The sequence below is a fragment of the Campylobacter coli genome, assembly GCF_009730395.1.
In the GTDB taxonomy this organism is placed as follows: domain Bacteria; phylum Campylobacterota; class Campylobacteria; order Campylobacterales; family Campylobacteraceae; genus Campylobacter_D; species Campylobacter_D coli.
Genome location: NZ_CP046317.1, coordinates 1,259,617 through 1,278,750, shown reverse-complemented (window position 1 = coordinate 1,278,750; position 19,134 = coordinate 1,259,617). Strand labels below are relative to the sequence as shown.

Genomic DNA, 19,134 nt, shown 5'->3' with positions numbered 1-19,134 from the left:
ATATTTAATTTTTTAAGTGATACTATTTTTGCGAAATTTGATGAAATTAAAAAAAGAGAAATAAAATATGATCTTAACTTTTATCTTATTAGCCTTAGCTTTGGCCTTGCTCTCATTTAAAAAATAAAATTATCTTTTGTAGTATTGGTAATCAGTGGATTTTTGGCTTATTATCATAATATCATAGAAATAAGTTTTATTGTTTTTGTGGGTGTATTTTTTTTATTGTCCTTGTATTATAAAAATAATAAAAATGTATTTTTAGAGCTTTTGATAGTGGCATTTTGCTTGCTTTTATTTTTGCATTTTATTCCAGGTGTTAATAATGTAAAAATTCTAGATAAAGTTCATGCAAGTGAGCATAGTAGCGCTTTTACTTTGTATTTTAGTTTTGATAAGCCTTTGGGTGTTTTTTTACTCTTTTTGCTTATGCCAAGTTTGTTTGAGAATTTAAATAGAATAAAACCAAAATTATTTCAAGCAGCGTTATTGTTTGCAAGTCCTTTTTTACTTTTATCTATCCCTTGGTATTTGGGTGTAATTAAAATGGAAATAGGCTTTCCTTCTTGGATAGTGTATTTTTTATTTTCTAATTTATTTTTGGTTGCTTTGGTTGAAGAAGCATTTTTTAGGGGTTATTTACAACAAAGATTACAAGGTTTGATAGGGGGTGTAGGAGCACTTTTAGTCGCAAGTTTGGCATTTGGAGCGGCGCATTATAAAGCAGGTAGTTTGATGATAATCTTTGCTTCTTTGGCAGGTTTGATTTATGGAATGGCTTGGAGATATAGTAAGAGTTTGTGGCTTAGTGTATTTTTTCATTATGGTTTAAATTTAACACATTTGTTTTTCTTTACTTATCCCTCTTATGTAAAATAGAGATTATTTGATAAAATAATCTCCATCAAAGCTAATTAAAGAATATTTTCTCTCATCCCCTATGCTTTGAGTTAATTCTTCGATACTTAAAAAGCTAAGTGAATCTGCTTCCACATATTCGCGTACTTCTTCTAAATTTTTATTAGCGCTAATGAGTTCTTCAAAGGTTGGAGTATCGATCCCATAAGTATCTGGAAATTTAATTTCAGGGCAAGCTATGGCCAAGTGAATTTTACTTGCACCTGCGGCACGAAGTAGGGAAATGATTTTTTTAGAAGTTGTCCCACGCACTAAACTATCATCTACTACGACAATTTCTTTATCTTTTAGAACTTTATGCATAGGATTTAATTTTAATTTAACTTTTAAATTTCTAAGCTCTTGAGTAGGTTCGATAAAGGTTCTACCTACATAATGGTTTCTAACTATAGCCATTTCAAGTGGAATTTTTAAATATTGTGAAAAGCCTATGGCAGCACTTACGCCACTATCTGGAACAGGCACTACAAAATCAGCACTATGAGTAAATTTCTTTGCCAAAGCTTCGCCCATTTTTTTGCGTATCTCATACACGCTTTTTCCTTCTATAATGCTATCAGGTCTAGCAAAATAAATATATTCAAAAGCACAAATTCTAGGCTCTTGTTTAAAAAGTTCTATGCTTTCAAATTTATCATTTCCTTGAGTGAAAATAATCATTTCTCCAGGTTTAACATCGCGTATAAATTCTGCTTCTATAAGATCAAAAGCGCAAGTTTCGCTTGCTACGATATAGCCTCCATCTTTTAAGCGCCCTAAAGATAAAGGACGCACCCCATAAGGATCTCTTACAACATAGAGCTTGTCTTTACTTGCTAAAACAAAACAATAAGCCCCTATGCATTTTTGCAAACTTTCGATAAATCTATCTTTTAAGCTTTCTTTTTTACTTCTTGCTATGAGATGAACGACATTTTCAGTATCCATATTGGTTTGAAAGATAGCTCCATCTTCGATGAGTTTTGATCTTACTTTTTCTTTGTTGACTAAATTTCCATTGTGTGCTAAAGCAATATCCCCTAAGACTGAAGTCGCAGCTACGGGTTGGGCATCATTTAAGCTTGAATTTCCCGCGGTAGAATAGCGATTGTGTCCTATGGCGATTTCACCTTCTAGGGTTTTTAGATTCTCAGGGTTAAAAATTTGATTTACTTCGCCTTTGGCTTTGATAGTTTTGATAGTTTTACCATTGCTTACACTAATCCCGCTTGCTTCTTGTCCTCGGTGTTGCATGGCAAAAAGAGCATAGTAAGCATAAGTACTTGCATTTTTTGAATTTATAACTCCTACTACTGCACACATTTTAAATTCCTAAAAAATCATTAATTGAGTACATTTTTGGCTTTTGTGCATTAAGCCAAATAGCGATTTTAATCGCTCCTTTAGCAAAAGTTGCTCTTGAAGTTGCGGTATGGTTTAATTCTAAAAATTCACCCTCTTCATAAAAGCCCACAGTGTGGCGTCCTACAATATCTCCACCTCTTAGACTCATCACGGCAATTTCATCTTTGCTTCTTTCGCCTATGATACCATCTCTTCCGCTGATTCTTACTTTTTCAAGATCTAAATTTCTAGCTTTTGCTACACCTTGTGCTAAAGTCATAGCAGTACCACTTGGAGCGTCTTTTTTGTGACGATGGTGCATTTCTAAAATTTCTATATCAAAATTTCTTAACATTTGGCTTGCTTTGCTAGCCAGATGGTTTAAAACTGCAACCCCTAAAGACATATTAGTCGCATAAAAAACAGGCATTACTTCGCTTGCATTTTGCATTAAATGCAGGGTTTTTTCATCCAGCCCTGTTGTGCCAATTACTAAAGGTTTTGGCATTGTTCTTGCGTAATTTAAGAGTTCGTGAGTGCCATTTTGAGATGAGAAGTCGATGATAACATCACTTTTTTCAAAAAATTCTTCTAAATTATCACCCTTATCAAAAAGTGCAGCTGCTTTTGCTTTAGTTTCACTTTTTAAACATTCTTCGATCTGTTTGCCCATGCGCCCTTTAGCGCCATAAATTCCTATGTTTATCATTGTGTCTTATTTTTTCCTTAAAGATAAAATTGCATTTTAACATTTATTTTGTAAATTTTTTATAAGAAATCAGGACTTGATGTTTTTTAATTTGCTTAAATTTTCAAGCAATCTCGCTTCTTCTCCTATGCCCTTGCTTTCATAGAATTTTAAATTTGCACTCAGGTAGTTTTGCTTCACCCATCCGCCAAAATTGTGCGGATAAAGGTAATTTTTCTTTTCAGGATGATTATTGTTTAAATAATTGGGGATTTCAAGTGCAGGATTGTTTTTTACATAATCTAAGGCCTTGTTTATAGCATTATAGCTTGAATTTGATTTTGGAGCACTTGCTAGATAGACAGCGCATTGAGAAAGTATAATTCTTGCTTCAGGATAGCCGATATTTTTTACTGCGGTAAGAGTAGAAACGGCTAAATTTAAAGCATTAGGATCGGCATTGGATATATCTTCACTTGCAAAGATAATCAAACGCCTAGCGATAAAATCAGCACTTTCTCCTGCATCAATTAAACGAGCAAGATAATAAATAGCAGCATCCACATCGCTTCCGCGCAAACTTTTAATAAGAGCACTTGCTAAAATATAATGAGTATCTTTTGAGCTTACACCCTCGCTATTTACTCCGTTGCGAAGTTTTTTTAAATTTTCTAAAGTGATTTCTTTTTCATTTAAAACCAAAGCAAATTCAAGTAAATTTAACATTGCTCTAGCATCGAAGCTTTTTAGTAAAAATTCTTTAGCATTATCTTCTATTTTAAATGCTATTTTTTGTTGTACTCGCTCTAATAAAAGTTCTAAATCTTTTTGCCCAAGATTTTTAAATTCAAAAAGCATAGAGCGACTTCTAATGCCTGAACTTAAAACAAAATAAGGATTTTCAGTACTTGCACCTATAACAATGCAGCGATAATTTTCCATAGGAATTAAAAGCATTTCTTGTTGAGTTTTACTCAAGCGATGAATTTCATCGATAAAAATAAGAGGTTTATAAAGGCTGTTTTTGTAATTTTCTATGATTTTTCTTAAATCCTCAAGTTTGAAATTTCCACCATCAAATTCATAAAAATCAAGCCCAAAATCCTTAGCTACAACTCTAGCAAAGGTTGTTTTTCCACATCCTGCAGGTCCAAAAAATAAACTATGGGGAAGTTTTTGCATACTGATAAATTTTTTAAATACTTCTACAAGTTCTTGTTGGCCTAGAATTTCATCTAGGGTTTTGGGACGAAAATTTAAAGCTAAACTCATCAGTTTAAATTTATATCCGTAAATTCATTGCCATTGATTTTAAGCTGAGTTTTAGTATCACTATCATAATGAAGATCCATGATAAACATACCCTCTTCATTTTTTATAAAGTATTGATTTAAGCCTCCAAAAAATTGCCCCCAAGTAAAGATTTCATCGGGCGATTTTAAACTAGAAATTTGAATATGAGCTTTATGACTTTGCATTGATAAAAAGATATTTCCTTTGATGTTTATATCTTGATTATCTTTTTTTAAAGTGATATTTTGTATTTGTAAGTTTAATTCTTCATTGGAAGGTTTAAAAATCAATTTATCATCAGAAATATCAGGTTTTTTTTGACTATAAATGAGATCAAAATTGATTTGATCAAAATCAATACTTTGATAAATTTGAGAAGTTAAATCTATATTTAGATTATTTGCTTTGCCTTGAGAATGCATTTTCAAGGTTTGATTATCATCATCAAAATAAATGATATTTTTATTATAAAATGAAGAGATTGTATGATTATTGATTTCGCAAAAATCAAATTTAAACTCTTCTACACTTTCGTTAAATTGTATTAAATTAGAAAACGATATAGGTTTTTCAAATTTTTGTTGATGGTCTAGGTTTTTTAGATAGAATTTTGCATAAAATTGAGAAAAATCAACTTGACCTATTTTTGAATAAATAGCTTTAATTTTTAAATCTTCTTTATCCAGTAAAATTTCAGTTAAAACATTTTCCCATAATGCATTTCCACCTTCATTGCTTAAATTGATATCTTGAAATTGAATTGATACATTAAGATCATTTTGAATAGATTGTATCTTAAACCAAGCTAATTCTTTATTTTGTAATTTATCATCTAAGAGTTTGAAGGGATTGCTAAGTTTTCCTTGTGCTATAAATTTTGAAAAATAATTATTGTTAAATTTAAAATCAAGCTTTGAAATTAAACCTAAATTATACTTGTCTTCTATGGTAAAATCAGCCTTTGAATTTAAAAAACCTTTATGGAAATTGATATTTTTTATCTCATAATAGGGATTTTGTGTTTGAGTAAGATTATAAAAAAAACTTTCATTAATATGTCCCATATAAAAAATTTGCGCAATGAAGCAAAGAAAGATAATAATAGGAATTATAAGTAGTTTTTTCAATCTTTTTTCCTTAAACAAATTTAAGTACTATTTTACAAATTCCTTGCTAAAAAAAGTTTAAATTTTGAAGAAATTAAATTTGCTTACTAAAAAGTAAGCAAATTAATAAGCTTTTTTGTAACACTCTATATCAATTTCTCTTGCCACAGGAATCGCAGGTGCTTGAGTAGGATTAGATGAATATCCAGGATAGTAAAGTTTTACTTCAAGAAAATCTCCTACTTTTAAATCTTTGAATTTTCCGTGTTTATCCATTCCAAAAATCCCACAATTATCCATATCAATTTCAGTATTTGGCAATATCCTTACAGCCATTTGCCCGCCATAGATTGAATCTATAAGTAAAGTTTTATTATTATCATAAACCTCTGCTATAGTACCTTGAAGTTTTACACTATCTGCAAGAAGCATAGAGCCTGTTAAAAGTGCTGATGCGATTAAAATACCTTTTTTCATTTTGTCTCCTTTTTTAAAAGTGATGACATTATAAAATTTTTAAGTGAAGTGAGTGTGAAATTGGATAAAATATAATTTTTTAGATATTTGATTTGAGTTTTTAAAAAATATCAATGAATTTTTAATTAAAAGTAAGTAGAATATCTTAAATAATGTCGAGCTTAATTTTTCAAAGGAATATTAATGTTAAAAAATATATTGATTAGTTTGATTTTATCTTTTTTATTGATCGCGTGTGGCGGTGAGAAAAATAAGAATTCAAGCGAGTTAATTCGTGCACAATCTCAAGGACTTCTAAAAAATCATGAAGCAATTTTTGTTGAATTTAAAGAAGCTATTGTTGATTTTGATGAAATGAGTATTGATGCAAAAATCAATTCTAAAAATTCAAAAATTCTACTTACAAAGGCATCAGACTCTAGATTTTTACTAGATTTAACTTATTTAGAGGCTAATCAAAATTATAAAATAGAATTTATTTATAAAAATATTCCTATTGTTTTAGAATTTCAAACAGGGTGGATAGAAAATTTTACTTATAAAGCTCAATTAGAGCAAGATGAAGAAAAAGCTTATTTGCATTTAAATTATAGCTTTGGAAGCACTTATAATTGGCAATTTGAAGATAAAACACAAGAAGGTTTAAAAATCACTTTAGATGGCAAAGACTTAGCCTTTAGCTTGGGTGAATTTAGTCTTGATACTGATGATATTAAGCTTTTAGATAGACCTCAAGAACTTGTTTTAACTTATGATGAAAAAATCATGGGTTTTAAAGAAGCCAAAGTGCTTCAATTTCAAATTCCTAGCAAATCAAAAAATAATGATTTTAGACTCATTAGCGCAGAAGAAAAAGATCAAATTGCTACTTTAAAATTTTCTAAAGAACTAGCTGAAAATCAAGCCTTTCAAGATTTTATCCAAATATCACCCGAGCTTAATTTTAGGGCGTGGAGTATAGGAAAAGAGTTAAAAATTTCAGCTAATTTTGAGCCAGGAGAAAAGTATAAAGTTAAAATCGCAAAAGGTTTAAAATCAAATCAAGGCTTAATCAATCAAGGTGAAGAAGCAAATATCATCCTACAAAAAGACCTAGATCCAAGTCTTGTTTTTGCAAATGATGGGGTATTTTTGCCTAGTGGGGCAGAATATCAAGTTTATATCAAATCGCGCAATGTTAAAAAGATTCATTTAAAAGTAAGTCAAATTTTTGCAAACAATATAAGTGAGTATTTGCGTTATAAAAATTTGGTGGGTAAAAAAGATGATAGCACTCAAGAAGCGTTTTATTCTTCAGATGGTTTTAATTATGTTGCTAAAAATGTCATTGATAAAAAAATAGAGCTTAAAAATCAAAAAAATACTTGGATAAATACTGCTTTAGACTTAAGTGATTTAAAAGGTAAAACTGGAATTTTTTCAGTGAGTTTAAGTGTTGATGCTAACGATCTTGATTATAAGGGTGAAAATGTATATCGTATTATAAATAAAGCTAGTGTCAGTAAAAATCTTATTTTTTCTAATATCGCTTTAAGTGCTCAAAACCTAAATAAGCAGCTCGTAGTTCACGCAAGAGACTTTAGTAAAAATGAGGCCTTAGAAAATGTAAAAATAGAGCTTGTAAGTAAGCAAAACCAAATTTTGCAAAGCCAAAATACCAATTCTAATGGAGATGTGAAATTTCAAATTCAAGAAGATGATGAAATACTCTATATTTTAGCAAGCAAAGAGAATCAAATCAGTGTTTTAAGATTTAGCAATCCTCTATCCACAGATGGTTACGATGTAGAAGGGGATCAAAATCATGAGATGATAAAGGCGTTTATTTACACAGATCGTGGGGTTTATAGAGCGGGTGATAGTGTGCATTTAAGTGTGGTTGCAAGAGAAAATACAAATCCGCTCAAACACCCTATAAGTTTTACTTTAATTAATCCTAAAAATCAAAAAGTCATAGAAAATCAAATTTTAAAAAGTCAAAATGATATTTACTATACGCAAATTCATTTAGATAAAAATGCCATTAATGGACTTTATAGGGCAATTTTTAATATTGCTGGGGTGGAATTTAGCAAAGATATTTTAGTTCAAAGTGTGGTGCCAAATCGCATTAAGGTAGAATTAAATGCTGATGAAAATAGAAGTTTAGATGATGGGAATTTAAACTATGAGCTTTCTTCAAAATATCTTTTTGGAGCCTTAGCTTCAAATTTAAAATATCAAAGTTTTGTATATTTTTCTCCAAAGAATTATCATAATTCTAAATATAAAGATTATATTTTTATTAATCCAAGTTCATTGATTATCAGAGCAAGTGCTGATGATAAGGGAAATTTAGATGAAAAGGGCAGGGTGCAATCAAGTGTTGAAATTCCTGAAAATATTTTAAATTCTCAAGGTTACAATTTTAATGCAAGGATTGTTTCAGAAGTCTTTGAAAAGGGTGGCAGATCTGTAAAAGCTGTTAGGGATGTAAATTTAAATCGTTATGATTATTTTGTGGGAATGAAAGCTTTGACAAATTCTTATGTATCTGAGGGAGAAACGATCGATTTTTATGCCATTGTAAGTGATTTAAAAGAAAATTTAGTTTCAGGCAAAACTTTAGAGTATAGAATTTATCAAAATGATTATTATTGGTGGTGGGATTATGATTCTTATGATGAATTTTTGCGCTCTATTAAGCAAGATCACAATACCAAACTTATTGAAAAAGGGGAGCTTACTAGCTCTAGCGAGCCTATGAAATTTAGCTTTAACACAAGCAATTATTATGGACAAATGTTTATTGAGCTTATAGATAAAGAAAGTGGAATAAGCGCAGGGCAAAGTTTTTATGTAAGCTCTTGGGGAGAGCCAAGCTATGCTGATGTGGTGAGTTCTTTAAAAATTAAAAGTGATAAAAACAAATATAAAATAGGACAAAGTGCAAAAATAGAATTTGAAAGTGTTGCAGGAGCTAAAGCACTCATAACTTTAAGTTCTAATTCCAAGATTATTGATCGTTTTGTGATGGATACTCAAGGTGAAAGCACGAGTATAGAATTGGCGATGAAAAAAGAATATGCACCAAATATCTATGTAAGCGTGAGTTTATTTCAAGATTATAATAAAATTGATAATGATCGTGCCCTAAGGCTTTTTGGTATAATTCCTTTGTATGTAGAAGATGAAAATACAAAGCTTAATTTAGAATTAAAAACTCCTGATAAAATTTTACCTAATAGTGATTTTGAGATAGAAATTCAAAGCAAAGATAAAAGAGCTTTTAATTATACTGTGGCTATTGTAGATGAAGGACTTCTTGATTTAACAGATTTTAAAACCCCTGATATTTGGGAGGGCTTTTACGCAAAAACAGGATTTACTTTAAAAACTTATGATACTTATAGTCAAATTATCCCTAAATTTACCGGAGGCGATAGTGTTTCAAAGATAGGGAATTTGAGAGCAGATAAAAATCGTGATGATAGCGCACAGCGTTTTAAACCTGTAGTGCTTTTTAATGCTCCTGCAAGAAGCGATGAAGCAGGCTTTGCAAAACTTAAATTTAAAATGCCTTCTTATATGGGTTTGGTTCGTGTGATGGTTGTGGCCAATGAAAATGACGCTTATGGTAGTATTTCTAAGGATATGCAAGTAAGTGCACCTCTTGTGTTGCTTGAAACTCTGCCAAGGACTTTAAAAATAGGCGATAATTTCACGCTTTTAACTCAAATTTTTAAAACAGAAAATCGTATTAAAAATGCAACCTTGAGCGTAAGAAGTAAAAATTCTCTTATAAAAATAAGTCCAGATACTCAAGCTATAGACTTTAAAAATGCTACTAATTTAGAAGTGATGATGGATGCAAATGTAAGTGATAATAGGATTGGTAAAGAGCTTTTAGAATTTGAATTAAAAAGTGAAAATTATACTTATAAAAATGAAATTGAAATCGATATCAAACCTATCAATGCTTATACATATGAAAATAATACTAGTTTGATTAAAGCAGGAGAAAGTAAAGAATTTATTATAAAAGATTATATTTTAGGGACTACAAATGCAACTTTAAAGCTTTCGCCTACACCTATTTTAGATATGGATAAAAGAATTAAGTATTTGTTAAATTATCCTTATGGCTGTATAGAACAAACTACCTCAGCAGTTTTGCCACAACTTTTTTTAGATAAATTTAGCACGGAATTTGACAAGCAAAAAGCGATTAATAATATCAATGCAGCCATCGAGCGTTATGCCAATTTTCAAACCGCTGATGGAGGATTTGCTTATTGGCAAGGAGGAGATGAAAGCAATGCTTGGGGAAGTAATTATGCGGGAATGTTTTTGATTTTAGCTAAGCAAAATGGGTATTTTGTGCCTGATTCCATGTATGAAAGATGGTTAAAATATGAGCAAAATTTTGTTCAAAAAAGTATATATCATGATTATATGATGGATATAAAAGCAAATTCATTATATCTTTTGGCTATGGCAAAAAAACCTAATATCAGCGAGATGAATTTGCTTTATGATAGTTTAAATACGCTAAGCACTGAAGCTAAGTGGCAATTGTCTGCAGCATATAAACTTGCAGGTGTTGAAGATACTGCAAAACAGATTGCAAGCAAGATTTCTATAGAGCCTGATTCTAAATATTCTTCTTATACTTATGGTTCTTTAATAAGAGATGAGGCTATTATCGCAAATGCTTATAAACAAATTTATGGCACTAATAATGAAGAATTACTTCAAAAAATCAGCTATACCTTACTTTCAAAGGATTATTTATCCACACAAAGTACAGGCTATGCTTTATATGCTTTAGCCATGGGTGCAAATTTAGAAAATATGAATGAAAATTTTATGGATGCGACTTTAAAAATAGGTGATCAAGTACATACTATCGATCAAAACCAAATGCAAATTTTTTCTTTCAATAATGAAAAAGCTATTATAAATGCGAATAAAGACATATTTGTAAGTTTTGGAGTAGAGGGGGTAAAAGCGGGTGAAAATTCAGCTTTTAGCAATAAAATCAGTTTAGATCGTGCTTTTTATGATGAAAAGGGTAATAAAATCAGTCCTAGCGAGATTGGTTCTGGACAAACCTTTTATATGAGAATTTCAGCGAGCTTAAATGAGGGTGCAAATTATGTTTCTAATATCGCTTTAACACAAATTTTACCAAGCGGTTGGGAAGTGAGCAATACGCTTTTAGATGATAACACTCCAAGTTTTATTAAAAATTCAAGCTATGATTTTATTGATGTTAGGGATGATAAAATCATGTGGTTTTTTAGTTTAAATAAAAATCGCACGCATCATTTTTATATAAAACTTAATGCCATAACTCCAGGAAGTTATACTTTAAGTGGTGCTTATGTAGAAGCGATGTATGATGATACTTATAGAGCTTTAAGTGAAAGTGAAAAAGTAGTTGTGAAACGCTAAATAAAACATGAAAAATGCTTTAAAAATTTTTAGCTTTTTGCTACTTTTTTTTCTTGCTTATGTTTTTTATGTATATTTTTCTTTTGATAAAAATACCTTACTGGATGATTTTAAAAGCCGTTATAGTAAGATTTTATACGATAAAAATGGCGAAATTTTAAGTGTTTTTTTAAATGATGAAGAGCAATGGCATATCAAGAGCACTGATATTCCCAAGCGTTTGAAAGTCTCTGTGATTAATTATGAAGATAGGAAATTTTATTCTCATTTTGGAGTAGATTTTTTAGCTTTAATGCGGGCTTTTGTAAATAATTTTAATTCTACTCAAAGAAGTGGTGCAAGTACTATTAGTATGCAAACGATTAAGCTTTGGGATAAAAAAGATAGAACTTATTTTAATAAATTCAATGAAATTATACAAAGCTTAGCTTTGGAAAATGCCTTCAGTAAGGATGAAATTTTAAAGCTTTATTTAAGCAATGCTCCTTATGGCGGGAATTTAATCGGTTATGAAGCTGCTATTTTATTTTATTTTGATAAAAATCCTAAAGATTTAACTTGGGCTCAAGCTGCTTTGCTTGCGATTTTACCCAATCAACCAGGACTTATTAATTTAGAAAAAAATAAAACGAAACTTTTAGATAAACGCAACAAACTTTTAGCAAAACTTTATGAAAGAAAGTTAATCAACAAAGATATTTACGAACTTTCTTTAAAAGAGCCCTTGCCAAATTTTAAGCCTCGCAAAAATATTGCACCCCATCTTGCTTTAAGACTTTTAAGTGATGATAATAAAGAAATTTTTTCAAGCATAGATAAAAAAATTCAACTTAAAATCGAAAAAAAGGCTAAAGAATTTTCTTATACTTTGCAACAAAAAGGCATACAAAATTTAGCCATTATTTTAGCCGATACTAAAACACGCAAAGTTTTAGCTTATGTGGGTTCGCAAGATTTTTATGATATGGCAAATTTAGGACAAATTAATGGAAATATTGCCAAGCGCAGTGTGGGTTCTACTTTAAAACCCTTTTTGTATGCTTTAAGTATTGATGAAGGCATTATCGCACCGGATTCAATTTTGCTTGATGTTCCAACCTTTTTTTCTAATTTCAATCCCCAAAATGCAAATAAAAAATATTATGGGATAATCAGTGCAAAAGAAGCTTTACAAAGATCTTTGAATGTTCCTTTTGTATCGCTTTTGCAAGATTATGGTTATGAAAAATTTTTTTATAAATTAAAAGCTTTTTTAAATTTTGAAGATGAGAATTACAAGCGATATGGGCTTTCGCTTATTTTAGGAACTAAAGAATTGAGTCTTGAGGATCTTATAAAACTTTATTTGGGTTTGGCAAATTATGGAGAGCTTGCCAATCTTTCTTTTATAAGAGATGAAAATTTAAGCGGAGTAGCAAGAATGTTTTCTAAGGGTAGTGCGTATTTAACCTTAGAAGCAATGAAAGAACTTCAAAGAGTGGGTTTAGAAAATTACAATAAAGAAAAAATTATTTCTTGGAAGACGGGCACAAGTTATGGTAGAAAAGATGCTTGGGCCATGGGCGCAACTCCAAAATATACCTTAGGAGTTTGGGTAGGAAATTTTAGCGGTGAAGCTAATGCAAATTTATATGGCGTGAGTATAGCAGGAGATTTGCTTTTTGAGATTTTAGGACTTTTAGATGAGGTGGATTTGGAATTTGCGCCGCCTGATGATTTGATGACAATCAAGTTAGATAGTATCAGTAAATATAGATATGATGAGGATTTAAATACAAGTTATATTAATGTTTTATATCCTAAAGGGGCAAATATTTTAAGAACTTCCCCTTTTTTGAAAAAAGTTTATGAGTATCAAGGTAGGGAGCTTGATTCTAAGGATATTCATTTTAAAGATGCAAAAGCATTGATAAAGCTTGATTTTCCTGCTTATGCACTCCATTTCTTTCAGCAAAGAAATTTTAAATTTTCAAATAAAAAGGGTGTTAAGATTATCTATCCTAAAGATAATTTAAAACTTATTTTAGCCAAAGATTTAAATGGAATGAAAGGTCTTGTGGCAAAAGTAGCTAATTTAAATAATGAAAAGCTTTTTTGGTATTTAAATCAAAAACTTATTTATGAGGGAGATGAAAATACACAAAATTTAAATTTAAAAGAAGGCAAATATCAGCTTTTTATTATTTCTCAAAGCGGTGAGCAAGATACGGTTTGGTTTGAAATTAAATAATTTTTTTACAAATTTTAAAAATTTATAAAAATATAAGAGTTTTTTTGTATTATTTTTAAAATTTATCATCATAGGAATTTATGATGAAATGATTCGAGGGAATATGCAAAAAACATACTCTTTACTCGAACTCACCTTGCGCGGTTTGCTTTTGGGAAGTATTTTAACTATTATTTTTAAAGCTTCAAATGTATATTTGGGGTTAAAAGTGGGACTTACTTTTTCATCATCAATTCCAGCTGTAGTCATCTCCATGGCAGTTTTGAGTCTTTTTAAGACTTCAAATATTTTAGAAAATAATATGGTTCAAACTCAAGCTTCAGCAGCAGGAACTTTATCATCAGTTATTTTTGTTATCCCAGGGCTTTTTATGTGTGGGTATTGGAGTGAATTTCCACTTTGGCAAACTTTTATGATATGTCTTTGTGGTGGCGGACTTGGAGTGCTTTTTACCATACCGTTAAGAAGGGCTATGGTAGTTGAAAGTAAACTTGCTTATCCTGAAGGTAGGGTAGCAGCTGAAATTTTAAAAGTAGCCAATAAAGATCAAAGTGATAAAAAAGGCAAACAGGGTGTAAAAGAAATAGCCTTAGGCTCTTTTATAGCTGTTTTTTTAGTTTGTTAAGCAATGGTTTTAAACTTGCTGCAAGTGAAAGCAGTTTGGCTTTTATTTGGAATAAAATGGCCTTTGGTTTTTCAGCAGGATATTCTTTAGCGCTTTTAGGAGCAGGATATTTGGTAGGTTTAGCAGGTGCTATAGCACTTTTTGTAGGGATGTTTTTAGCATGGGGAGTTTTTACTCCTTATCTTTCAAGTTTTGAATTTGATGGTGTGAAAAATGCTAGTGAACTTGCTTCTAGTGTTTGGGCGGCTAAAGTTAGACTTATTAGTACTGGAGCTATTGCTATAGCAGCGCTTTGGACCTTAATAGAACTTTTAAAACCAGTGATTTCTGGCATTAAAGAAATTATTAAAAATGTTACAATTTCTAATACAAAAAGCCAAGAAAGCACCGATTAAGATCTTTCTTTAAAAAGCATTTTTATACTTTTTATAATTATGACTATAGGACTTTTCATTACTTTTTATAGTTTTGTATCGGATGCAAATTTAAATAATTATTATCAAATTTTATTTGCCTTTGTTGGAACTTTAGTTTCTGTTTTAATAGGTTTTTTTGTTGCAGCAGCTTGCGGATATATGGCAGGACTTGTAGGATCTTCTTCTAGTCCTATTTCTGGAATCGGGCTTATTGGGATTATTGTTTCATCCTTGGTTATTTTACTTTTGGGTGCAAATTTATTTGATGATCCTATGCTTTCTAAATTTGCTATAGCCTTGGCTATTTTTACTACAAGCGTAATTGTAGCAACTGCTGCTATTTCAAATGATAATTTACAGGATTTAAAAACAGGATATTTAGTGGGCGCTACCCCTTGGAAACAGCAAGTTGCTTTGCTAATAGGTTGTGTTTTTGGTGCTTTGGCTATAGTTCCTGTTTTAAATTTACTCTATCAAGCTTATGGTTTTGTTGGAGCTATGCCAAGAGAGGGTATGGATCTTTCATCTGCGCTTGCAGCTCCTCAGGCAAATTTAATGAGCACTATAGCACAAGGAATTTTTAATCACAATATAGAGTGGAGTTATATAGCATTTGGAGTAGTTGTAGGTATATTTATCATTATTATAGATAAGATACTAAGAAAAAATGGCAATTTATCCTTACCACCTTTGGCTGTGGGTATTGGTATTTATTTGCCACCATCTGTAAATATCCCTTTGGTAATTGGTGGAATTTTAAAATATTTTGTGATGAGATATTTAGCAAACAAATATCAAAATAATTCTCACAAAAATGAAAAAATAGCAACCCATGAACAAAAAGGGACTTTATTTGCCTCAGGACTCATCGTAGGGGAAAGTATTTTTGGCGTTATTATAGCTGCAATTACTGTTTTTTCTGTTAGCATGGGCGGAAGTGAAAGTCCTTTGAAATTAAGCTTTTTAAATATACACAATAATGAATTATTAGGTTTGATATTTTTCATAGGAGTCATACTTTATTTTATCAAGCGTATTGTTAAAATTCATTAGAATTTAAAACATTCATAAAGAAGAATTTTAAATTTTTTATAAAATTCTTCTTAGTTTATTTATCTTGTAACTTTATTTTTAATATCTTGATCCAAAGTATAAAATGCTCCAATAGTAAAAAATTGTATTCTTACCCAAGCCAGTAAAATGAGAAATAAAACTCAAAATTAATCAGCTTTTTCATACAAATAGTTTATTTTTATCGTCTGCTTTAAGAAATTGTTTTTATATTTTTGTCGTGTTTAAAAAAAGTTTGTAGAATTCTTTTTTTATTTTAAGGAAAAATATGGATAATTTACATGCTTTAATACTAGGAATCATTGAGGGTTTGACTGAATTTTTACCCATTTCTTCTACAGGACATATGATTTTAGGGACGACTATTTTAGGTATTGATATTAATGAATTTTGGAAAAGTTTTTTAATCATTATACAACTAGGATCGATTTTAGCAGTGCTTTTTGTGTTTTGGCGTAAGCTTTTTAAAGGACTTGATATTTGGTTTAAACTTGCAGTTGGTTTTTTTCCTACAGGGCTTATAGGATTTGTGCTTTATAAGTATTTAAAAGAGCTTTTTAATGGCTATGTAGTAGTTGTGATGCTTATTTTAGGTGGTATTGTTTTTATTGTTATTGAATTAGCTCATAAAAATAAAGAATACAAAACCAATTCTTTAGAAAAAGTGAGTTTTTTACAAGCTTTTTGCATAGGTATTATCCAATCTCTAGCAATGATTCCAGGTACTTCAAGAAGTGGAGCAAGTATTATAGGTGGACTTTTATTAGGACTTAACCGCAAAACAGCAGCTGAATTTAGCTTTTTACTTGCTATCCCTACGATGATAGTTGCAACTGCTTATAGTATTTACAAAGAACCTGAACTTCTTAGCAACGCTAATGCTTTAATCCCTTTAAGTATAGGCTTTGTTACAGCTTTTGTGGTAGCGGTTTTTGTGATTAAATTCTTTTTAAAATTCATTTCAAAATTTGATTTTATTCCTTTTGGAATTTATAGGATAGTGTTGGGAATTTTATTTTTTTATTTGTATTATAGCGGAATTTTAAATTCTGGGAGTGAGTTTAAGTTATAAACAAATATTAAATTTATTCTAAGATTTTTTTAAAAATAAGCTGAATTTCAAAAAAAATTAAGTCTTAGAAAGCTAAAATTAGAACTTTATAAACACTCACAGAGTCAGTGAGCAAAATAAGGTTAAAAGTTATGGAAAAAGAAGTTATTGCATACTTAGATGATGAAAAAATAGTTGATTCTCAAAGTAAGAATTCTATTGATTTAAAAGAAATTTATTTTGATAATTCTAAAGAAAGTTTAGAAGTAATCCGTCATTCTTGTGCGCATTTAATGGCACAGGCGATTAAGAGTTTGTATCCTGAGGCTAAATTTTTCGTTGGTCCTGTTATAGAAGATGGTTTTTATTATGATTTTCGTGTGAATTCTAAAATCGGCGAAGAAGATTTAGCAAAAATTGAAAAAAAGATGAAAGAATTAGTCGAAGCCAAACAAGAAATCGAAAAATATGAAATCACAAAAAACGAAGCTATTGCTAAATTTAAAGACGATGATTTAAAACAAGAAGTTTTACTCCGTATTCCTGATGGAAAAGTAAGTATTTATAAACAAGGAGAATTTGAGGATCTTTGTCGTGGTCCTCATGTGCCTAATACCAAATTTTTACGCAACTTCTCACTTACACGCGTCGCGGGAGCTTATCTTGGTGGCGATGAAAAAAGAGAAATGCTTACGCGTATTTATGGTACTGCTTTTGCAGATAAAGAGAGTTTAAAAGAGCATTTAAGAATCATAGAAGAAGCTAAAAAACGCGATCATAGAAAATTAGGAACCGAACTTAAACTCTTTACTTTTGATGATGAGATAGGGGGTGGACTTCCTATTTGGTTGAGTAATGGTGCAAGACTTAGATCTAAACTTGAACATATGCTTTATAAAATTCATCGCTTGCGTGGTTATGAGCCTGTGCGTGGGCCTGAGCTTTTAAAAGCAGATGCATGGAAGATTAGCGGGCATTATGCAAACTATAAAGAAAATATGTATTTTACACAAATTGATGAACAAGAATATGGCATTAAGCCTATGAACTGTGTGGGGCATATTAAAATTTATCAAAGTGATGTAAGAAGTTATCGTGATTTGCCTTTGAAATTTTTTGAATATGGCGTGGTACATAGACATGAAAAAAGTGGCGTTTTACACGGACTTTTTAGGGTAAGAGAATTCACTCAAGATGATGCGCATATCTTTTGTATGCCAAGTCAAATCAAAGAGCAAGTGCTTGAAATTTTAGCCTTTGTTGATAATTTGATGAAATTATTTGACTTTAGTTATGAGATGGAAATTTCAACCAAACCTGCTAAAGCTATAGGCGATGATGAAATTTGGGACACAGCTACTAAAGCTTTAAAAGAAGCCTTAGATGAACAAGGCTTAAAATATGGCATTGATGAGGGTGGAGGTGCTTTTTATGGGCCAAAAATCGATATTAAAATCACTGACGCTTTAAAAAGAAAATGGCAGTGTGGTACCATACAAGTAGATTTTAATCTTCCTGAACGCTTTAAGCTAGAATACACAGATAGTAACAATGAGAAAAAGCAGCCTGTAATGTTGCATCGTGCGATTTTAGGTTCTTTTGAAAGATTTATAGGAATTTTAACTGAACATTGCGCAGGGGAGTTTCCATTTTTTATCGCACCAACCGCAGTGGGTATAGTGCCGATTTCTGATTCTCATATTGCTTATGCGAAAGAAATTCAAAGAGCCTTGCTAGAATTAAATATCGATAGCGAAGTATATGAGAAAAATGAGAGCTTAAGTAAGAAAATTCGCACTGCTGAAAAACAAAAATTACCTATGATTTTAGTTTTGGGCGATGAAGAGGTGGCAAAGCGAAGCGTTGCTTTAAGAGATAGAAGAGCTAAAGAACAAAAAAATCTTAGCTTGGACGAATTTATTAAATTAGTTAAGGAGAAAATGAGTGAGGTACATTTTTGAGTAAAGAAAAAGAAGTATTGCTCAACGAAGAAATTAGAGCGGACGAAATCAGATGTATAGGTGATGATGGCAAAGCATATGGCATTATCAGCAGTGATGAAGCTTTAGAGATTGCAAATCGTTTAGGACTTGATCTTGTAATGATAGCTGCAGATGCAAAGCCACCTGTTTGTAAGATTATGGATTATGGAAAATTCCGTTATCAGCAAGAAAAAAAGCAAAAAGAAGCAAAGAAAAAACAAAAAGTAATCGATATTAAAGAGATTAAACTTTCTGTGAAAATTGCTCAAAATGATATAAATTACAAAGTAAAACATGCTTTAGAATTTTTAGAACAAGGTAAGCATGTGAGATTTCGTGTGTTCTTAAAAGGGCGTGAAATGGCGACTCCTGAAGCAGGTGTAGCTTTGCTTGAAAAAATTTGGACTATGATAGAGAATGATGCTAATCGTGATAAAGAGCCAAATTTTGAAGGACGCTATGTTAATATGCTTGTAACTCCAAAAAAAGCTTAATCTGTTTTTACAGATAAGCTTTTT

Annotated in this window: 11 protein-coding genes and 1 pseudogene; 7 read left to right on the top strand and 5 right to left on the bottom strand. The window is 30.7% G+C overall.

Annotated features, from left to right (window positions below; all coding sequences use genetic code 11):
• Nucleotides 1-231: 231 nt before the first annotated feature.
• On the top strand, nt 232-879 hold the full coding sequence (locus tag FOC43_RS06455; RefSeq protein ID WP_002790228.1) for a CPBP family intramembrane glutamic endopeptidase: 648 nt from the start codon (nt 232-234) through the stop codon (nt 877-879).
• 3 nt (nt 880-882) lie between these two features.
• Here FOC43_RS06455 and purF read toward each other — a convergent pair whose 3' ends face one another.
• The 5 genes from purF to FOC43_RS06430 form a co-directional block, all read right to left on the bottom strand.
• Nucleotides 883-2,220, bottom strand: a complete 1,338-nt coding sequence (gene purF / locus FOC43_RS06450) for an amidophosphoribosyltransferase (RefSeq protein WP_002777919.1) — start codon at nt 2,218-2,220, stop codon at nt 883-885.
• 1 nt (nt 2,221) lies between these two features.
• Complete coding sequence (gene dapB / locus FOC43_RS06445; RefSeq protein WP_002785406.1) at nt 2,222-2,950, bottom strand: 4-hydroxy-tetrahydrodipicolinate reductase; 729 nt, start codon at nt 2,948-2,950, stop codon at nt 2,222-2,224.
• Between the two features lie 69 nt (nt 2,951-3,019).
• Nucleotides 3,020-4,201, bottom strand: coding sequence for a replication-associated recombination protein A (locus tag FOC43_RS06440; protein WP_002781850.1), 1,182 nt, complete (start codon nt 4,199-4,201; stop codon nt 3,020-3,022).
• On the bottom strand, nt 4,201-5,349 hold the full coding sequence (locus FOC43_RS06435) for a hypothetical protein (protein WP_002787562.1): 1,149 nt from the start codon (nt 5,347-5,349) through the stop codon (nt 4,201-4,203). Before FOC43_RS06435 ends, FOC43_RS06440 begins: the two co-directional genes overlap by 1 nt.
• Nucleotides 5,350-5,451: 102 nt before the next feature.
• On the bottom strand, nt 5,452-5,805 hold the full coding sequence (locus FOC43_RS06430; RefSeq protein WP_002777931.1) for a hypothetical protein: 354 nt from the start codon (nt 5,803-5,805) through the stop codon (nt 5,452-5,454).
• 183 nt (nt 5,806-5,988) lie between these two features.
• Between FOC43_RS06430 and FOC43_RS06425 the strand changes: the two genes are divergently transcribed.
• The 6 genes and pseudogenes from FOC43_RS06425 (at nt 5,989) to infC (ending at nt 19,110) form a co-directional block, all read left to right on the top strand.
• Nucleotides 5,989-11,241, top strand: a complete 5,253-nt coding sequence (locus FOC43_RS06425; protein WP_004284746.1) for an alpha-2-macroglobulin family protein — start codon at nt 5,989-5,991, stop codon at nt 11,239-11,241.
• A gap of 7 nt (nt 11,242-11,248) precedes the next feature.
• Nucleotides 11,249-13,471 carry a penicillin-binding protein 1C gene (gene pbpC, locus FOC43_RS06420; RefSeq protein WP_002790233.1) on the top strand — a complete coding sequence of 741 codons (2,223 nt, stop codon included), beginning with the start codon at nt 11,249-11,251 and terminating at the stop codon, nt 13,469-13,471.
• A gap of 103 nt (nt 13,472-13,574) precedes the next feature.
• Nucleotides 13,575-15,565: pseudogene (locus FOC43_RS06415) on the top strand (OPT family oligopeptide transporter).
• A 286-nt stretch (nt 15,566-15,851) separates the two neighbouring features.
• Nucleotides 15,852-16,655 carry an undecaprenyl-diphosphate phosphatase gene (locus tag FOC43_RS06410; RefSeq protein ID WP_002781863.1) on the top strand — a complete coding sequence of 268 codons (804 nt, stop codon included), beginning with the start codon at nt 15,852-15,854 and terminating at the stop codon, nt 16,653-16,655.
• Nucleotides 16,656-16,786: 131 nt separating this feature from the next.
• On the top strand, nt 16,787-18,595 hold the full coding sequence (gene thrS / locus FOC43_RS06405; protein WP_002777939.1) for a threonine--tRNA ligase: 1,809 nt from the start codon (nt 16,787-16,789) through the stop codon (nt 18,593-18,595).
• Nucleotides 18,592-19,110 (top strand): translation initiation factor IF-3, encoded by a 519-nt coding sequence (infC, locus tag FOC43_RS06400; RefSeq protein WP_002781867.1) that lies wholly within the window; start codon nt 18,592-18,594, stop codon nt 19,108-19,110. The genes thrS and infC overlap by 4 nt, the downstream gene beginning before the upstream one ends.
• The last annotated feature ends 24 nt before the right edge of the window (nt 19,111-19,134 follow it).